This window comes from Alkalimonas sp. NCh-2 (assembly GCF_039631345.1).
In the GTDB taxonomy this organism is placed as follows: domain Bacteria; phylum Pseudomonadota; class Gammaproteobacteria; order Enterobacterales; family Alteromonadaceae; genus Alkalimonas; species Alkalimonas mucilaginosa.
The window spans coordinates 744,513-761,773 of sequence record NZ_JBDIUV010000002.1 but is presented as its reverse complement, the minus strand read 5'-3'; the positions used below and the strand labels follow the sequence as shown (position 1 = coordinate 761,773).

The following is a 17,261-nucleotide window of genomic DNA, read 5'->3' as shown; positions in this document are numbered from 1 at the left end:
AGCCCACAATTGGCAACTCATTAAGCGTATTGAATGAGCGTATCTGAGTTTGTATCTATTGCATGAAGGATATCGTGATATTTTTATGATATTGTTGTGCGACAGGAGTAAATTGTCAGCAACGATGAAGTGAATCAATGCAAGGTTCAGGGGCGCCATGCAGCGCCCCTGACAACGATTATTCAGCAGTAAAGCGTTTCATCCAGTCGAACACTTCGTTGTACCAGCGTACCCGGTTCTCTGGTTTTTGGATCCAGTGATTCTCGTCCGGGAAAATCACCAGCCGCGACTCGATACCTTTACGCTGCAGATTGGTAAAGGCTCCCAAGCCCTGGGCGTATGGCACCCGATAGTCTTTTAAGCCGTGGATCACCAACATCGGCGTTTGCCAGTTGTCGGCATAAGCCGCCGGGTTAAATTTGGCGTAATCCGAATCCTCGTCCCAGGCGGTGCCGCCCAGATCAAATTCCGGGAAAAACAACTCTTCGGTGCTGCCGTAAAAGCTTGGCATATCGTACAAACCAGCGTGGTTGACCAGGCAGCGGAACGCATCCGGCCATTTGCCGGCAAACCAGTTCATCATGTAACCGCCATAGGAAGCCCCCAAGGCACAGGCTCGGTTGCCATCAATCCATGGGTAAGCTTTTTGAATGTACTCAAAGCCTTTTTGCAAATCAACCAGCGGCTTTCCGCCCCAGTCGCGGCTGATGGAGTCGGTAAAGGCCTGGCCATAGCCGGTAGAACCATGAAAATCGACCATCACCACCGCATAGCCCTGCGCTGCCCACAGCTGGGCATTCCAGCGGTAATGGAACATATTGCCAAAGCTGCCTTGCGGGCCTCCATGCACCAGATAGGCCAGTGGGTAGCGTCGGTTGGCGTTGAAGTTGACCGGTTTCACCAGATAGCCATAGACGGTATTGCCATCCCAGCCGGAGAAACTAAACTGCTCAAACTCACCAAAGGCAATGCCTTCCAGCAAGGGACCATTGACATTGGTCAGCTGCTGCAGCCGGTTGCCATCGGTCTGGATTTGGTAAATCTCTGTTGGCTGGTTTAGCCGGTGATTGCTAAATACAATGCGCTCGCCAGCCACATTCAGGTGGCCAGCGGTGCCATCGCCATAAACTTTCCGTACATCACCAAAACTGGTGTTGATGGCATAAATGCTGACCTGTCCTACATCTTGTGTTGTCACATAAATGGTGCGGTTGTCCGGACCAAACTGGTAGGAATAAATGGAGCGGTCCCAGTCCTCCGTCAGTACCGTGCGCTGATTAGTCACCTGATCGAGCAGCACCAGCCGACGCCGGTCGGATTCGGCTTGCGGTGTTTGCATCGCCAGATACGCCATAAAACGTCCATCCGGTGAGAAGGATGGGTGCGAGTCCCAGGCCGGGTTGTCGGCGGTGAGGTTTTTCTTCTCGCCCCCTTCAATACTGACTTCAAAAATATCAAAATTGGTGTGCCAGCTTTCGTCCACGCCAGGCATTTTGGCGCTGAACACCAAATGCTGTTGATCCGGCGTAAAGGCTACTTCGTTGATGCCGGCAATATCGCTGTTCCAGTCTGGCATCAGGTTTAGTGCATCGGTGACCGGCTTATCAGCAAGATTTGCCACAAACAAATGGCTGCGGTAGCCATCAAGCCAACGATCCCAATGGCGTACCATTAACTGATCGTACACCATGGCGGTATCTTTGCGGGCGGCATCGTCCGCTTTCGCTTTCACTGTGCAGGCAATATCACCACAGCCCGGTTTGTGTTGTAGCGCCAGCGCCAGCTTCTGGCCGTTGTTTGATACCTGAAAGCCCTGCACCGGCAGCGGCAAGTCGGTGAGCTGCATGGCTTCACCACCGCTGAGATTTAAGCGCCATACCTGATTGGAGCCAGTACGGTCGGCCAAAAAGTAAATGGCACTGCCATCGGCAGCCCAGCGTACCTGATGTTCGCGGCTGCTGTTTTGCGTTAAGCGGCGGAGAGTATTGTTGTTGCTTAAATCCATTAAGTACAGATCGTGGCTGCTATCAGCAGGCTTCACGCCGCCATTTTTTTGTGCAAACACCAACTGATTACCGCCCGGTGCCAATACAATATCGCTAAGCTGATTAAGTTGGGCTAAATGCTCGACCTGCAGCGGCGTTTTGGCGCTAGCGTGAACCCCTAGCCCAGCTACCAGCAGTGCTGAGACTGTCAAGAAACTAATTTTCATAGCATGCTTCCCCTGGTTAAAAAAAACCTGCAAGCAGAGCTTACAGGTTTGGATGCTTCGCTGCGTTTTATTTTGCGCCAGCCATTTCTTCGATTTTTACTTTCCAGATGGCCGGGCCTTGTTTGTGCACATTGTTGCCCTGACTATCTACCGCGACGGTGACCGGCATGTCTTCGACGTCAAACTCGTAGATGGCTTCCATCCCTAAGTCTTCAAACGCAACGACCCGGGCTTTTTTGATGGCTTTGGATACCAGGTAAGCGGCACCACCAACAGCCATCAGATACACCGCTTTATGCTGCTTGATGCTTTCCACCGTGGCATCACCACGCTCGGATTTACCAATCATACCAAGCAGACCGGTTTGCGACAGCATCATCTCGGTGAATTTATCCATTCGGGTGGCCGTAGTAGGGCCAGCCGGGCCGACCACTTCATCACCCACCGCATCGACCGGGCCAACGTAGTAGATAAACTTATTTGTCAAATCGACGCCTTCCGGCAGGCCTTCGCCTTTATTCAGGCGATCGGCAATGCGCTTGTGGGCGGCATCTCGGCCGGTCAGCATCTTACCGCTTAACAGCACAGTTTCACCAGCCTGCCAGCTTTGTACCTCTTCCGGCGTGACGGTATCCAGATTCACCCGGCGCACATTGCTGCCAAGCTCCCAGGTCACTTCTGGCCAGTCTTCCAGTTTGGGTGGCTTGATATCGGCCGGGCCACTGCCATCCAGATGAAAATGCACATGGCGGGTGGCAGCGCAGTTTGGGATCATCACTACCGGCAAAGAAGCGGCATGGGTGGGCACACTTTTGATTTTGATATCCACCACTGTCGTCAGGCCGCCGAGGCCCTGAGCACCTATGCCCAGCTGGTTGACTTTCTCGTACAGCTCCAGTCGCAGCTTTTCTTCGGCGGTTTCGGCGCCTTTGTCGATCAGTTGCTGAATATCGACCGGGTCCATCAGCGACTCTTTGGCCAACACCGCCGCTTTTTCGGCAGTACCGCCAATGCCAATGCCGAGCATTCCCGGCGGGCACCAGCCAGCGCCCATTTTAGGCAAGGACTCCAGCACCCAGTCGACGATGGAGTCGGACGGGTTTAACATCGCCATTTTGGTTTTATTCTCAGAGCCACCGCCTTTGGCGGCAATCATCACTTCCACTTCGGCACCTGCCACCAAATCCAGGTGCACCACCGCCGGGGTATTATCACGGGTATTTTTGCGGGCACCGGCCGGATCGGCCACAATGGATGCGCGCAGCGGGTTATCCGGGTTATTGTAGGCACGGCGGGTACCTTCATCCACCATCTGCTGCACCGTCAAGTCGGTTTTATCCCACTTGACGTCCATGCCGACTTTAACAAAGCAGGTAACAATGCCGGTATCCTGGCAGATCGGCCGGTGACCTTCGGCCGACATCCGCGAGTTAATCAGAATTTGTGCAATGGCGTCTTTGGCCGCTTTGTTCTGCTCTTTGTGATAAGCTTTTTCCAGTGCCTGGATAAAATCCAACGGGTGGTAATAGGAGATGTACTGCAATGCATCTTCAATGCTGTCGATAAAATCTTGCTGGCGGATGACGGTCATCTGAAATCTGTCCTCTGTCGTAATCACTGCATTAGAGTACGCCCTAAGCAGTCGTTCAATCTTTGTTGTCCGGCTGGTATCATACAACGCATCAAAAACAGCGGCCAGAGTTTCGTACATACAACCTTGGTCGTGCAATTGGATATTGGCATGCAGCACTATCATATTATTGGCGACGCCCCGATCGACTTGCTGGATTTTTTTGCCCCGCTGGCAGAGCAGCCCTGGGCGATTTTATTGGACTCAGCCGGCCCGGTTAGTAAGAACAACCGTTTTGATATCTTAGCAGCCGAACCTGTTTGTACCATTGAAGCCAAGGATGGCCATACGGTGCTGACCGATGATCAAGGTGCACATCATTACCAGCAACATCCGTTAGCCGTGGTAAAGGCCGCCTTAAAATGCTACTTCCCAGAGCCTGCACCCAAGCTAGACTTGCCTTTTCAGGGCGGTGCTTTGGGTTATTTCGGCTATGATCTTGGCCGCTACAGCGAGCAGATACCGGCTACGGCAAGCAAAGATCTGCCACTGCCGGATATGGCCATCGGCATTTATCTCTGGGCTTTGGTGCTGGATAAAGAAAAGCAGCAGCTGTGGTATCTGGATTATCGCGGCGATGCCGAACAAAACTGGACCAAACTAAATGAACGGCTACGTCAGTACCGGCAAGCGTCCAGCCCCTTTGCTCTGACCAGTGATTGGCAGGCCAATATGGACAAAGCCGGCTACCAGACCCGCTTTGAACAGGTGCATGAACACCTGCTGGCCGGTAACTGCTACCAGATTAACCTGGCGCAGCGTTTTAGCGCCAGCTACAGCGGCAGCGAATGGCAAGCCTATCAGAAGCTGCGCGCCGCCAATGCCGCGCCGTTCTCTGCTTTTATGCGCCTGCCCGAAGGCTGCGTGCTCAGTATTTCACCCGAGCGCTTTTTGCAGCTGCATGACCGCGAGATAGAAACCAAGCCTATTAAAGGCACCAAACCGCGCCATAGCGATGCCAAACTGGATGCTGAGACGGCTGAGGCCCTGCGTAACTCGCCAAAAGATCGGGCTGAAAACGTGATGATTGTCGATTTGCTGCGCAATGACTTAGGCCGGGTGGCTGAGCCAGGCAGTGTAAGGGTACCGGATCTCTTTGCCATTGAAAGCTACCCGGCGGTACACCATTTGGTCAGCACCGTCACCGCCACTTTGCGCACCGAACTCGATGCCACCGACTTGCTGCAAGCGGCTTTCCCGGGTGGTTCCATTACCGGCGCACCCAAAATCAGTGCCATGACCATTATTGAGCAACTGGAGCCACACCGGCGCTCGGTATACTGCGGCGCCATCGGTTACATCGACCAAAGCGGTGCTATGGACACCAACATCGCCATCCGCACCCTGGTCGCCTGCAACGGCCAACTACACTGCTGGGCCGGCGGCGGCATTGTCGCCGACTCCGAAGTCAACAGCGAGTACCAGGAAACGCTGGATAAAGTGCATAAAATTCTGCCGATACTGCAAAATACAACTGAAGACTTAACATGAGTTGGGATACCGACTGGCTGCTAGCCCGCTTTAACACCCAGTTGCCGCCAACAGCGGCGCGAACCTTGCAAAACCAGAGCGGAGCACAACGCGCTGCGGTGCTACTGCCGTTTTTGCAAGGCCCTCAGGGTTTGGAATTGGTGCTGACCAAACGGGCCGCGCATTTAAAGCATCACCCCGGCCAAATCAGTTTCCCCGGTGGCCGTATTGAAAGCGGTGAAAGCAGTAAAATGGCGGCGCTGCGAGAAGCAGAAGAAGAAGTGGGACTATCACCTGCTGATGTCGCCATTGTGGGCCAGCTACCGCCGCAAGCCACCAGCACCGGCTTTGTGATAGAACCCTGGCTGGGGCTGGTGCACGCCCCACCCCGCTGGCAATTGCAACTGGATGAAGTAGCCGATATCTTTCATGCACCTTTGGCAGAGTTATGGCAAGAAGAGCGCTGGCAGCAATGGGACTGGCAGCATCAGGGCCGACAGTACCCGGTGTATTTTTTGCACTGGCGCCAGCAACTGATATGGGGCGCTACCGCAGCCATCTTGCATCGGTTAAAGCAGCAGCTTGGCAAACCTTAGCCTGTCATAGCTAAGCCCGACAAACCAAAACAGCGATCGAGCTGTACAAGGAACCAAGTTGCTGTAGCAGGTTCAAATCTGGCAGCTTATCCACCTTTTACCTGAGGAAACAGCATGGAAAAATTACTGCAAAGCAGTCGCATTCTGGTGATTCTGACCATTATCGTCTGCGCGGCTTCGGCTTGCCTGCTCTATGCCGCCAGTGTGTCCATTGTCTATGGCATTATTGTCGATACCGTGCTGGCCATTCCGGTGAAAGCGGACGAAGGAAAACGATTGGCGGTAAAGTTACTAAAAGTACTGGATACCTTGCTAATCGCCCTGACGTTTCAAATCATCGCGTCAGCGCTGTACCGGCTATTTTTAACCAAAGAAGAGAGCAAAGACAAAGGCTTGCTGAAAGCATTGGATATTAAAAATTTTCATGATCTGAAAATCACTCTGATGCAGGTAGCATCGGTGATTCTGGTGATCCTGTTTCTGGAGCAGGCGGTGGAAATTGGTGCCACTTTAGAAACTCTCTACTTTGGTTTGGCTGTTGGCTTTGTCATTTTGGCGGTAACTTTCGCTGCCCGGCAAATGAATCACTAGCTTAATGCCCTGTTTCTAAGGACAAATAGGATGGTACTTTCGGCTCAGGATCGTTATCCTGTTGGCGAACTTATACTAAAAAATACTTCAGGAACAGGAGCATTCTATGTCAAAACTTTTCAGCGCCTTAGCAGCCAGTACCTTGCTGCTAATGGGCTCAGCCCTGGCCGAGCGCCAGCCGCGCGATGTCAGCGAGCGTGAGGCCTGGGAGCTGCACTCCCGCGTGATCACGCTGGATACCCATGTCGATATCGCCCGTGGTTACGCTACGCATCAAATGGATCCGGGCGTGATGACAAGAGCCCAGGTCGATTTGCCCAAAATGCGTGCCGGTGGCCTGGATGCCGCTTTTTTCATTGTTTATGTGGGTCAGGGCTCGATGACGGAGCAAGGCTATGCTACTGCCAGAGCCCGTGCTGAGGAGAGCTATCAGGCCATTAAACGCATGACCAGGGCTTACCGCGATCAAATTGGTCTGGCCCGCACTGCCGATGAGGTAGAAGCCTTGCATGCGCAAGGTAAGCTGGTGGCCTTGATTGGCATGGAAAACGCCTATCCGCTTGGCACCAGCGTCGATGAAATTCCGCTTTGGGCTGAGCGCGGTGTGCGCTATGTCGGCATTACCCATATGGGCAATAATCAATTTGGTGGCAGCTCCAATCCGCGGTTGGATCAGGGTGATAAACCCGATCAGGGCTTAACCGATTTGGGCCGTGAGCTGGTTAAAAAGCTGAACGATTACGGCATTATGGTCGATATTTCGCACGTTGGTAAGCGCAGCTCACTGGAGGCCATCGCCCTGTCGCGCGCGCCAGTGATTGCCTCACACTCCGGTGTTTCCGGCGTGCACCCCAACCTGCGGAATCTGGATGATGAGCAGCTGGATGCCATTAAAGCCAATGGCGGTGTCGCTCAGATGGTGGCCTTTCGTAGCTACGTAGCCAACGTGGATCCCCGCATTCAGCGTGGCCAAGATGAACTGCGCCAGCAGTACTTGCCGGCCGGTTGGGGCGGTGCCAGCGATGCAGAAGTCAAAGCCTATATGGATGGCCTGGCCGAGCTGCGCCGTACCTACCAGGATGTGACCTTAGCCCAATTTGTCGATCACATTGACTATGCGGTCAATCGCATTGGCATTGAGCATGTTGGCATTGTATCCGATTTTGACGGCGGCGGCGGCGTAGAAGGCTGGGACGATGCCACTGAAACCATCAATGTGACCTGGGAGTTGATGCGTCGGGGCTATACGGAAGATGACATCCGTGCGCTCTGGTCGGGTAACGTCCTGCGTGTCATGCGCGCGGTCGAGGCAGCAGCCAAGCACTAGCAGCGTCCCTATCTACCAACTGCCGCGTCAGCGCGGGCTGGGCGGCAGTCATTTCCCTTAGAAAATTTCATGTAAATCTCTGCAAGCAGCACTGACAAGGGCTGGAGGTTGTAACCAGACCTGACCAGTTACAACGGGACTTACCGGCTGACTACCTTTGGTATACAATCACAGGATGTTTCTTCAGGTTGTTTTGTTTTACTTATGATTATCAGCGCTTTTGATATGTTTAGCATCGGCATTGGTCCCTCCAGTTCGCATACCGTTGGGCCGATGCGGGCAGCCCACCAATTTACCGAACAGCTGAAGCAGTTGGGCACACTTGGATCCGTCAGCCGGATAAAAGTAGAGCTGTATGGCTCTCTTGGGCAGACTGGTATTGGCCATGGTACCGGTAAAGCCGTGATTCTGGGGCTAAGTGGCTACCTGCCAGAAAGCATAGACCCGGATCTGATCCCGGAGTTACTGCATCAGGTACACACTGAACAAAAGCTGCAACTGGCACAACAACAGCCGGTGAAGTTTCCACGTGAAGGTGCCATTACTTTTCATCGGCGCAAAACCTTGAAAGAACACTCCAATGGTATGGAGCTGGTAGCCTGGGACGGAGAAACCGAGCTGCTGCGTGAAGTGTATTTTTCCATTGGTGGGGGCTTTATTGTTAAAGCAGAAGATTTTGCCAAAGAAAAAGAAGCCGCCAGTCAGTTTGCCGCTGATAACCCGCCGCCCTACCCGTTTGAAAGCGCTACAGAACTGTTGGCCCTTTGCAAAGAACATGGCCTGTCGATTTCCAGTTTGATGCTGGAGAACGAGAAAGTACTGCGTAAGCCCAATCAAATAAAAGACGAGCTGTTTCATATCTGGCAGGCCATGCATGATTGCATCGATCGGGGCATTCGCACTGAAGGGGTTTTACCTGGTGGTCTGAAAGTAAAGCGGCGGGCTCCTTCGTTGTATCGACGCCTTAGTGTAGAAAAAAGCTCAGATCCCTTGCAGGTGATGGATTGGGTGAACTTGTTTGCGCTGGCAGTCAATGAAGAAAATGCCGCCGGTGGCCGGGTAGTCACCGCTCCCACCAATGGCGCTGCCGGTATTATCCCTGCAGTACTGATGTACTACGACAAGTTTATTCAACCAGTAACACCCGATATTGCCATGCGTTATCTGTTAACGGCTGCCGCAATCGGCATTTTGTACAAAAAGAATGCGTCCATTTCTGGTGCCGAAGTCGGTTGCCAGGGGGAGGTGGGCGTCGCTTGCTCGATGGCCGCCGGTGCTTTAACGGAAATTCTTGGTGGCTCAGCCAGCCATGTAGAAAATGCAGCAGAAATTGGCATGGAACACAATTTAGGCCTGACCTGCGATCCGGTCGGTGGCCTGGTGCAGGTGCCCTGCATCGAGCGCAATGCCATGGGAGCCGTCAAAGCCATCAATGCATCACGACTGGCACTGCGGGGCAGTGGTGATCACAAGGTGTCACTGGATAAAGTGATTAAAACCATGTGGGACACCGGCAAAGACATGCAAACCAAGTACAAAGAAACCTCACGCGGTGGTCTGGCCGTAAACATTATTGAGTGTTAATGCAAAAGCCCCTGAATTCAGGGGCTTTTTTTTACTACCTCTACTCAGCTAATCTCCCTGAACCGGGTATCGATTTTTTGCTCCTTGCTGCGAAACAAATTCTTAAAGTCTTCCAGAATCACATAAAGCGCAGGGATCAGGATCAAGGTGATCACGGTGGCAAACAAAATACCAAAGGCCAGCGATACTGCCATCGGCACCACGATTTGTGCCTGCAAACTGCGCTCCAGCACGATGGGCGTTAAGCCCAAGAAGGTAGTCATGGAGGTGAGGACAATAGCGCGAAAACGCATGGTACCCGCCTCCTCCACCGCCTGACGAATGCTGTGCCCGGCCGCTCTGGCTTTATTGACAAAATCCACCATAATCAAACTGTCATTCACCACCACACCGGCCAGCGCAATCAGACCAAACACCGACATAATGCTCATGCTAAGCCCCAGTACCATATGGCCAACCACAGCACCAATCAGGCCAAAGGGGATCACGCTCATAATAATCAGCGGCTGGCTGTAGGATTTCAGCGGAATGGCCATTAAGGCATAGATAAGAAACAGCGCCAGCACGGCGGCTTTTAGCATATCGCGCTGCGCATCCATTTCATCCTGGCTGCTACCTTCCAGCGCCGTAGTAACGCCAGGGTAACGCTGTGGCAGTTCTTTCATAATGCCTTGCCGCACTTCCCGTACCACCCGGCCCGGCTCGATGCGATCTTTATCCGCTGCTGCGGTAATGGTTACCGCCCGCTCGCCATTGACCCGATTAATGGCATTAAAGGCTGGCTGCAACTGATAGCTGGCAACCATGTTAAAAGGCACCTCACCACCATCGGCTGTGCGGATGCGCATCTGCTCTAAATTGCCCAATGAGTTGCGTTCCTCTTTCGGGTAACGCACCATCACTTTCACTTCTTCGCCATCGCGCTGCACCCGCTGTGCTTCGGCGCCATAGAAGCCATACCGCACCTGGCGCGCCAGATCCGATAATGTCAGCCCCAATAAATCCGCTTCCGGTTTTAAACTCAGCACTACCTCATCATTGCCGCCACTCAGGTTGTCCTGAATATCGTACACCCCTTCGTATTGCTCCAATGCCCGTTTTAGCTCTTCGGCAGCGGCTTCGAGCATCTGCAAATTATCGCCGCGAATTTGCAGTGCTATATCAGCACCACCTCCACCAGCGCCGGTAGAGGCATTGATATTAAATGAACGCATTCCGGCGATCTCTGGCATTTCTTCACGCCAAATGCGGGCAATTTCAAAGCCATCAATTTCGCGGCCTTCGCTTTTCTCCAGCTCCAGTACCATCTGTCCACGGGTATCACTGTTCAAAAAGACCAGCCGGTGCTGAATCACATCGGCATTGTATTCGGATTTCAGCCGCTCATTGGCGCGCATTAATGCGGCTTCCATTTCATCCAGGGCTTGCTGGGTTTGCTGGCTTGACGAGCCCTCTTCCATCAAGATACTGGCCTGAATAAAGTCACTTGGGATATCCGGGAAAAACACCCAACGGACAAAACCACCACCCAGCAAACCTATCATCAGCAGCATCAGTGAAAAAAAGCTAACCAGGGTCAGATAGCGAAACTCTATGCAGCGACTGATAAAAGGCCGGTAGTGTTGGTGGATAACATGCTGCAGCTTATCGGCGACCCATTGACGGATCCCACGTAAAAAATTGCTGGCACCACGGCCTGTCGCGTAAAACAAACCATGCCGGTCCGGATCCCAGGGTTTGGTATCGATATGGGCAATGTGGGTAGGCAAAATCAGTTTGGATTCCACGATGGAAAAAGCCAGACACAAAATAACCACCCAGGCAATCGACTCCCAAATAGGCCCCATCGAGCCGCCAACCATCAGCATGGGTAAAAAAGCAGCAATGGTCGTCAGTACCCCAAAAGTAGCTGGCATGGCCACTTTCTTGGCTCCGGCGATCACCGAGTCCATCGACTTGCCTTTTTTCTCGATTTCGCTAAAAGCACTCTCACCAATAATGATGGCATCGTCCACCACGATACCCAGCACCAGTATGAAGCCAAACAGACTAATCATGTTGATGGAAACACCGAACATCGGCAACGGCATCAATGCAAGGGCACCAAGAAAACAAACCGGGATCCCGACCATGACCCAGAAGGCAATCCGAAACTCCAGAAACAAGGTGAGCGCCAGCAGCACCAGCAGGACACCGTACAGCAGATTGCTGGTCATCAGCTCGATGCGCCCCTGCAGGTAGTAACTGCTGTCGCCCCAATGATCCAGATAAATTCCCGCAGGTAGCATCTCGCGCTGCTCTTCGACATAACGCTTCACGTTTTGCGAGATTTGCAGGCTGTTATCATCACCGACAGCATCCACCCGGATGGAGATCGAGGGCATACCATCGAAGGTAGCTTCACCATCGCGCTCGATAAAACCATCATTGATGTACGCAATATCGCCCAGCCTGAGCCGGGTACCGTCGTTAAAACGCAGCAGGATGATATCGGCAAACTCATGGCCACGGTACGCCTGGCCTTTGGTGCGCAATAAAATATTGCCCGAATCAGAGCGAATGGAGCCACCGGGAATATCGACCGAGCTGGCGCGAATGGCCTGTACCACCTGCTCAAACGTCAGTTGATACTCCCGCAGCACCGCTTCGGATAACTCGATGGAGATTTCATAGTCGCGGGCTCCAACCACCTCAACCTGGCTGATGCTGTAACGTTTTTTTAAGTCATCACGAATGTGCTTGGCCAGCTCTTTCATACTGCGCTCGTCGGCATTGCCGTAGAGCGAGAGCCAGATCACTGTACTTTGAAACCGCTGCCGATACACCACAGGGCGTTCAGCCTGCTCCGGGAAGGTAGCAATAGCAGCCACCTGAGTTTTGATTTCGTCCATGACTTCCATAATGTCGTAACTGGATGAAATCTCGGCCCGTACCGTGCCCAAGCCTTCCACTGCGGTAGAGCGAATACGCTTGATACCATTGATCGAACGCAGTCGCTCTTCAATCTTATCAATGACCGCACTTTCCACTTCCTGCGGCGCAGCGCCCAGGTAAGGCACCCGGATGGTCACTTCATCCAGCGCAATTTCAGGAAAGATTTGTTTCTTGATGGTCATCAAAGAAGCAGCGCCAGCAATAATCAGCACCACCATCAGCAGGTTGGCTGCTACACTGTTGCGGGCGAACCAGGCAATAATCCCTTTTTGTGTATCCATGCTCAGTCTCCCGCCGCTTCAGTGTCTGAAACGGCAGGACTGTCCAGCCACTCACCATCCACCCGACCAAGGCGAACCTGCATGCCAGCCAGAGGATTGGGTAAAGCTGACACCACTAAATGCTCGCCGGCAGCAAGCCCCTCCATCACATAGGCATAACGCTCATCGGTGCGTTGAACCTGGACAGGCCTGAACTCCAGCTGGCTATCAGCATTCACCAGCAATACCTGGTTGCCTGGTCGTACCAAGTTACGAGGCAACCGAATAACCTGACCAGACGAGCTGCCTTCAATAGCTGCATGGACAAAACGGCCAAACCGCAGTGGCTGCTTGCCATCGGTTTGTAAACGATAGGGATCATCCACCTGCACTACGGCGTAAATCACCCGGCTTCGCTCATCCAGCACTCCTTCGGTACGTGTCAGCCTGCCCTGCCAATGCTGCTGCTGGCCTGCAACCAGAGCCGTCAACTCAACGAGCGGATAGCTTGACTGCTCACCACCAGGTAGTTGCATAAAGGCCAGATCATGATCAGTCAGTGGTAATCGCACTTCTGCCAAGTCAGTACCGAAAATACTGCCAAGCACAGTCCCCCGGCTGATAAACTGACCGATATTCACCGTTTTGCTCTGCAGTAATCCGGCGTATGGTGCCCGTAATTCGGTACGGCTAAGATCCCTGACTGCCCGCTCCAGTTCAGCTTCAGCAGAACGTACATTGGCCAACTCACGCGCCAGCTGAGGCCGGCGCAAACCAAGTTCGGGTGCCTCCCCTTCGGTGAAAGAAGCCCACTCTTCCTCGGCAACCCGCACCCGGGCAAGCTCTTCCTGCAAGGCCGCAGTAGCCCGTGCCAGATTAGCTTCCGCCGCTTTCACCGCCGTTAAATAGTCATCCTGCTCGACTTTTACCAATAGCTCACCGGCAGCAAAAAAACCACCCTCAACAAAGTTGGGAGATACTTCAATGATGCGGCCGTTCACCTCAGAGACCAGGCTGGTCATCAACCTGGGGCGAACAGTCCCTTGAGAGCTTATCCGGTAAATCAACTCTTCAGGTTGTGCTGATATCACATCCACCAGCACTCCTACTGCAACATCTTCGCGTTGTTCCGCAGGTTGACGGCCTTTCATCAGCACAATCATCAACAAGACTGCAATCAACAGGATCACTACAGGCAAGATAATTTTTAATTTTTGCTTTGCCATGGAACTCACTAACTTGTCTTTATAAGTACTAGCTATACTAACGAAAAAAAGCCCGATCTGGTTGCATTAAATGTTACAAGGCTAAAAACACCTTCAGCGCGACCGAGCATAAAAATAAATCAAAATGATTGAAAATCAGTCAGTTGCAATTTTACAGCCTGCTAGTATTTGCAGCGGACTGGAGAAAAACCAACTCAGCAGACATACTTTGTTACAAAGCAGCCTGCAACACTCACCGTCAGGAGCCTTTCCTGCCATGCGAAAACATGTGCACCTTCTACTTTTTACTCTGCTGTGGCCAGGCCTGCTGCTGGCTGCCGAGCCTGACTGGTATACAGAGCTTATGCAACAGAGTAAAGCTGAGCCAGGCGCTGCTTACAACAACACTATGGAATTACTGGCACAAACGGATGCTTTGGATTGGCAGCGCCGTTACCATTTGACCAATGCACTGGCATACCAGTTGTTGATTCTCTCCAACAGCAGCCAGGGAGAGGCTTTGATCAAGGAGTGGTTGCAGCAGGTTCCGCCAGAGCGAACCGAGTGGCAAATTCGTAGTTATGAGTTACTGGCAATTTTTGCGTTTCGTCGCAACGAGCTGGTACCGGCTCAACAACATTTAGAACAAGCTTACCAATTGGCACTGCAGCATCAGCACCACGAACGCATTGCCTCCATTACCACCAATAGTGCTTTGTTGGTACGAAGTATTGGCTTGTACGATGAAGCCAGCCAGTTGCTGCAACAAGCAGAGCAATTGGCAAATCGCTACAGCCTGAGCGCCGCTACCAGGGCCATTATCCGTAATAATCAATCGTCACTGCTGGTGGCGATGGAGCACTATGAAACAGCAATAGCGCATCTGGAAGAGTCTCTGCAACTGGCTTTTTTCCAGGCCGATGACATTGCCTTTGTGCAACGCACCCTGGCCAGCAGCTACCTGGCACTGCAGCAATACGAAGCGGCCAGTCACTACGCATCACTGGCGCTTGATTACTACCTGCAACGTGATGATCCCTACTCCATCAGCCAGATGTACCTGGTGCAGGCGCAACAGGCTTTAGCCCTTGGAGCACTGGATAGCGCTGAGCAAAAGCTGGCGCAAGTTAGCCAGTTGCTGGCAAAGCATTCCCTGCCAGAGAATGAGCTGCAAGCGGTTCTGTTGCAAAGTCAGCTCTATCAGGCACAACAAAACTATCCGGCAGCACTCGAGGCCTTGCAGCAATACCAGCGCCTTTATAGCCAAAAGCAAAACGAACAGTCACGTCGTCACGTGGTGGGGCTACGGGACCAGTTGTATTTTCAGCAACAACAACAAGCCATTGCAGAGCTGGAAACCCAGTTGCTGCTCTCTGAATTGACGGCGCGGCATCAGCACCGCCAAAATATCACCATTATCAGCGCACTTGCTCTCGGTTCGCTGTTGCTGATTTATTTTTTCCGGCGGCAGCAACAAAAACGCATTCAGGCCGAACACCTGACCAGGAAGCTCCATCAATCACTGCAGCAGTTGCAGCAGGCACAGCAACAGCTTATTGAATCAGAAAAGATGGCGTCGCTTGGCACTCTGGTTTCTGGCCTGGCGCACGAAATGAATACACCGCTTGGGATCCTGACGACAGCGCTCTCGTTATTGGATGAGCAAGTCACCGTATTTAGCGCCTCAGCCCGGAACAAGCAGTTGACTCAGCAAAAGTTTCAGTCTTTTTGTGAAAAGTCGGCAACAACCCTTAAATTGTGCCAGCAAACCCTGCAGCGCTGCTCAAATCTGGTGCAGAATATCAAGCAGTTGGCCATTCGCCCCGAACAGGACTACGATGTCAGTCTGTCGGCTTTAATCGCCAGCGTCCGAACGTTATTGAGTGAGCAGCTGCGAAGAGTTCAGGTGCTGGAAGAAGGCACAGAGCTTACGCTTCATTGCAGTGGTCAACAATTGCAGATGGTGTTGCTGGAGCTGTTTCAAAACTCATTACAACATGGCTTAACCCAGGAGGAAAAGCCACAGATCAGGCTGGCACTGGAGCAGCAAACCGACCATTTAGTGTTACGCTACAGTGACAATGGCTGTGGCATCGAAGAGACAGAGCGTCAACATGTGTTCGAACCATTTTATACCACAGCCCGGGGAGCCGGACGGACCGGCCTTGGTCTTAACCTGGTGTACAACCTGATGACTCAGGCATTTGGTGGCAGTGTCGAGCTCACTGCCTGCCAGACAGGTTTTGAGTTATTGCTGTATTTCCCCAAAGCTCTGCTTACTCATGCGCCGGCAGCAGCCAACTGCTCCAGCACCAAACAGCCAATGGAGTAACCTGCACCAAAAGAGCACAAAATGGCCTTATCACCCGCTTGCAGCCCGGTCTTATGTTGGTGAAAAGCAATGATGGAGCCCGCTGATGCTGTATTGGCATAGCGATCCAATACCAAAGGTGCTTCCTCCGGCAACGGATCCCTGCCAAGAATTTTTTTGGCGGCAAAGATGTTCATATTGATATTGGCCTGATGCAACCACAGGCGCTTTAATTGCTCCGGCGTCACCTGCTGTGCAGCCATCTCTGTCGCAATCACATCGGCCACCAACGGCAGTAACTCTTTAAACACCTTGCGACCTTGCTGGCGGAAAAACGCGATCTCCGGCTCGGGTGATGCAAAGCAATGCTCGGTATAGCCAATATCGCAGCGAATGTTGTTAGAAAACTCGGTTTTAAGGCGCATGCCCAAAATCCGAAACGCCAAAGGTGAACTGCAAGTGTCTTCGGCTTCAATAATAGTGGCGGTGCAGACATCGCCAAAAATGAAGTGGCTATCGCGGCTGCGATAATTGACCTGAGGTGAAGCAAACTCCGGGTTTACTACCAATACAACTTTGGCGGTACCGCCACGAATGGCATTGGCTGCATTGCTGATGGCAAAGGTAGCAGAAGAACAGGCTACATTCATATCAAAGGCATAACCAGTTACACCCAACTGCTGCTGCAGCTCTACCGATAAAGCCGGATAAGGCCGCTGCATATTGGAAGCGGCGCAGATGATCAGGTCAATATCACTGGCAGTTTTGCCAGCCTCTGCCATCGCTTCTTTGGCAGCGATAAGCGCCATTTCCACCATTTCCGGCGCCTGGTCTTCACCACGACGCGGAAACACCGGATGCATCACCGCAGGATCCAGAATACCCTCTTTGTAGAGCACATGGCGTGACTTGATGCCGGAGGCTTTTTCGATAAATTCGCAGCTCGAATGCCCCAGGGCCTCCAGCTCGCCACGTTCAATCTCAGCCGCATGCTGCTGATTGAAGTTATCCACATACTGATTGAAGCTGGCGACCAGCTCTTCGTTGGAAATACTGTCGGCTGGCGTAAAAACACCTGAGCCACTGATCACAATATTTTTCATAGCCTAACCTTGTCGTATTCGATCTGTGCTGTCAGATC

The 17,261-nt window shown here is 52.5% G+C and carries 11 protein-coding genes; 6 read left to right on the top strand and 5 right to left on the bottom strand.

What is annotated here, in order from left to right:
* Positions 1-178: 178 nt before the first annotated feature.
* Both ABC502_RS08890 and ABC502_RS08885 read right to left on the bottom strand, forming a co-directional pair.
* Positions 179-2,212 carry a S9 family peptidase gene (locus ABC502_RS08890; RefSeq protein WP_345915617.1) on the bottom strand — a complete coding sequence of 678 codons (2,034 nt, stop codon included), beginning with the start codon at positions 2,210-2,212 and terminating at the stop codon, positions 179-181.
* A 67-nt stretch (positions 2,213-2,279) separates the two neighbouring features.
* On the bottom strand, positions 2,280-3,803 hold the full coding sequence (locus ABC502_RS08885) for a fumarate hydratase (protein ID WP_345915658.1): 1,524 nt from the start codon (positions 3,801-3,803) through the stop codon (positions 2,280-2,282).
* Positions 3,804-3,953: 150 nt separating this feature from the next.
* Between ABC502_RS08885 and pabB the strand changes: the two genes are divergently transcribed.
* From pabB to ABC502_RS08860, 5 genes are all read left to right on the top strand, one after another.
* Positions 3,954-5,333: an aminodeoxychorismate synthase component I gene (pabB, locus tag ABC502_RS08880; RefSeq protein WP_345915616.1), complete on the top strand. Its 1,380-nt coding sequence runs from the start codon at positions 3,954-3,956 to the stop codon at positions 5,331-5,333.
* Entirely contained in the window at positions 5,330-5,908 is a 579-nt protein-coding gene (locus tag ABC502_RS08875) for a CoA pyrophosphatase (protein ID WP_345915615.1), read from the top strand. The genes pabB and ABC502_RS08875 overlap by 4 nt, the downstream gene beginning before the upstream one ends.
* Positions 5,909-6,022: 114 nt before the next feature.
* Positions 6,023-6,499, top strand: a complete 477-nt coding sequence (locus ABC502_RS08870; RefSeq protein WP_330089055.1) for a YqhA family protein — start codon at positions 6,023-6,025, stop codon at positions 6,497-6,499.
* Positions 6,500-6,605: 106 nt separating this feature from the next.
* On the top strand, positions 6,606-7,826 hold the full coding sequence (locus ABC502_RS08865; protein WP_345915614.1) for a dipeptidase: 1,221 nt from the start codon (positions 6,606-6,608) through the stop codon (positions 7,824-7,826).
* A 207-nt stretch (positions 7,827-8,033) separates the two neighbouring features.
* Positions 8,034-9,410 (top strand): L-serine ammonia-lyase, encoded by a 1,377-nt coding sequence (locus ABC502_RS08860; protein WP_330089097.1) that lies wholly within the window; start codon positions 8,034-8,036, stop codon positions 9,408-9,410.
* A 44-nt stretch (positions 9,411-9,454) separates the two neighbouring features.
* Here the strand turns inward: ABC502_RS08860 and ABC502_RS08855 are convergent, their stop codons facing one another.
* Positions 9,455-12,625, bottom strand: a complete 3,171-nt coding sequence (locus ABC502_RS08855; RefSeq protein ID WP_345915613.1) for an efflux RND transporter permease subunit — start codon at positions 12,623-12,625, stop codon at positions 9,455-9,457.
* A gap of 2 nt (positions 12,626-12,627) precedes the next feature.
* Positions 12,628-13,830: an efflux RND transporter periplasmic adaptor subunit gene (locus ABC502_RS08850; protein ID WP_345915611.1), complete on the bottom strand. Its 1,203-nt coding sequence runs from the start codon at positions 13,828-13,830 to the stop codon at positions 12,628-12,630.
* Positions 13,831-14,086: 256 nt separating this feature from the next.
* Between ABC502_RS08850 and ABC502_RS08845 the strand changes: the two genes are divergently transcribed.
* Entirely contained in the window at positions 14,087-16,141 is a 2,055-nt protein-coding gene (locus ABC502_RS08845; protein WP_345915610.1) for an ATP-binding protein, read from the top strand.
* Here the strand turns inward: ABC502_RS08845 and ABC502_RS08840 are convergent.
* Positions 16,090-17,223, bottom strand: a complete 1,134-nt coding sequence (locus tag ABC502_RS08840; RefSeq protein ID WP_330089050.1) for a beta-ketoacyl-ACP synthase III — start codon at positions 17,221-17,223, stop codon at positions 16,090-16,092. The two genes, ABC502_RS08845 and ABC502_RS08840, sit on opposite strands and share 52 nt — an antisense overlap.
* Between the last annotated feature and the right edge of the window lie 38 nt (positions 17,224-17,261).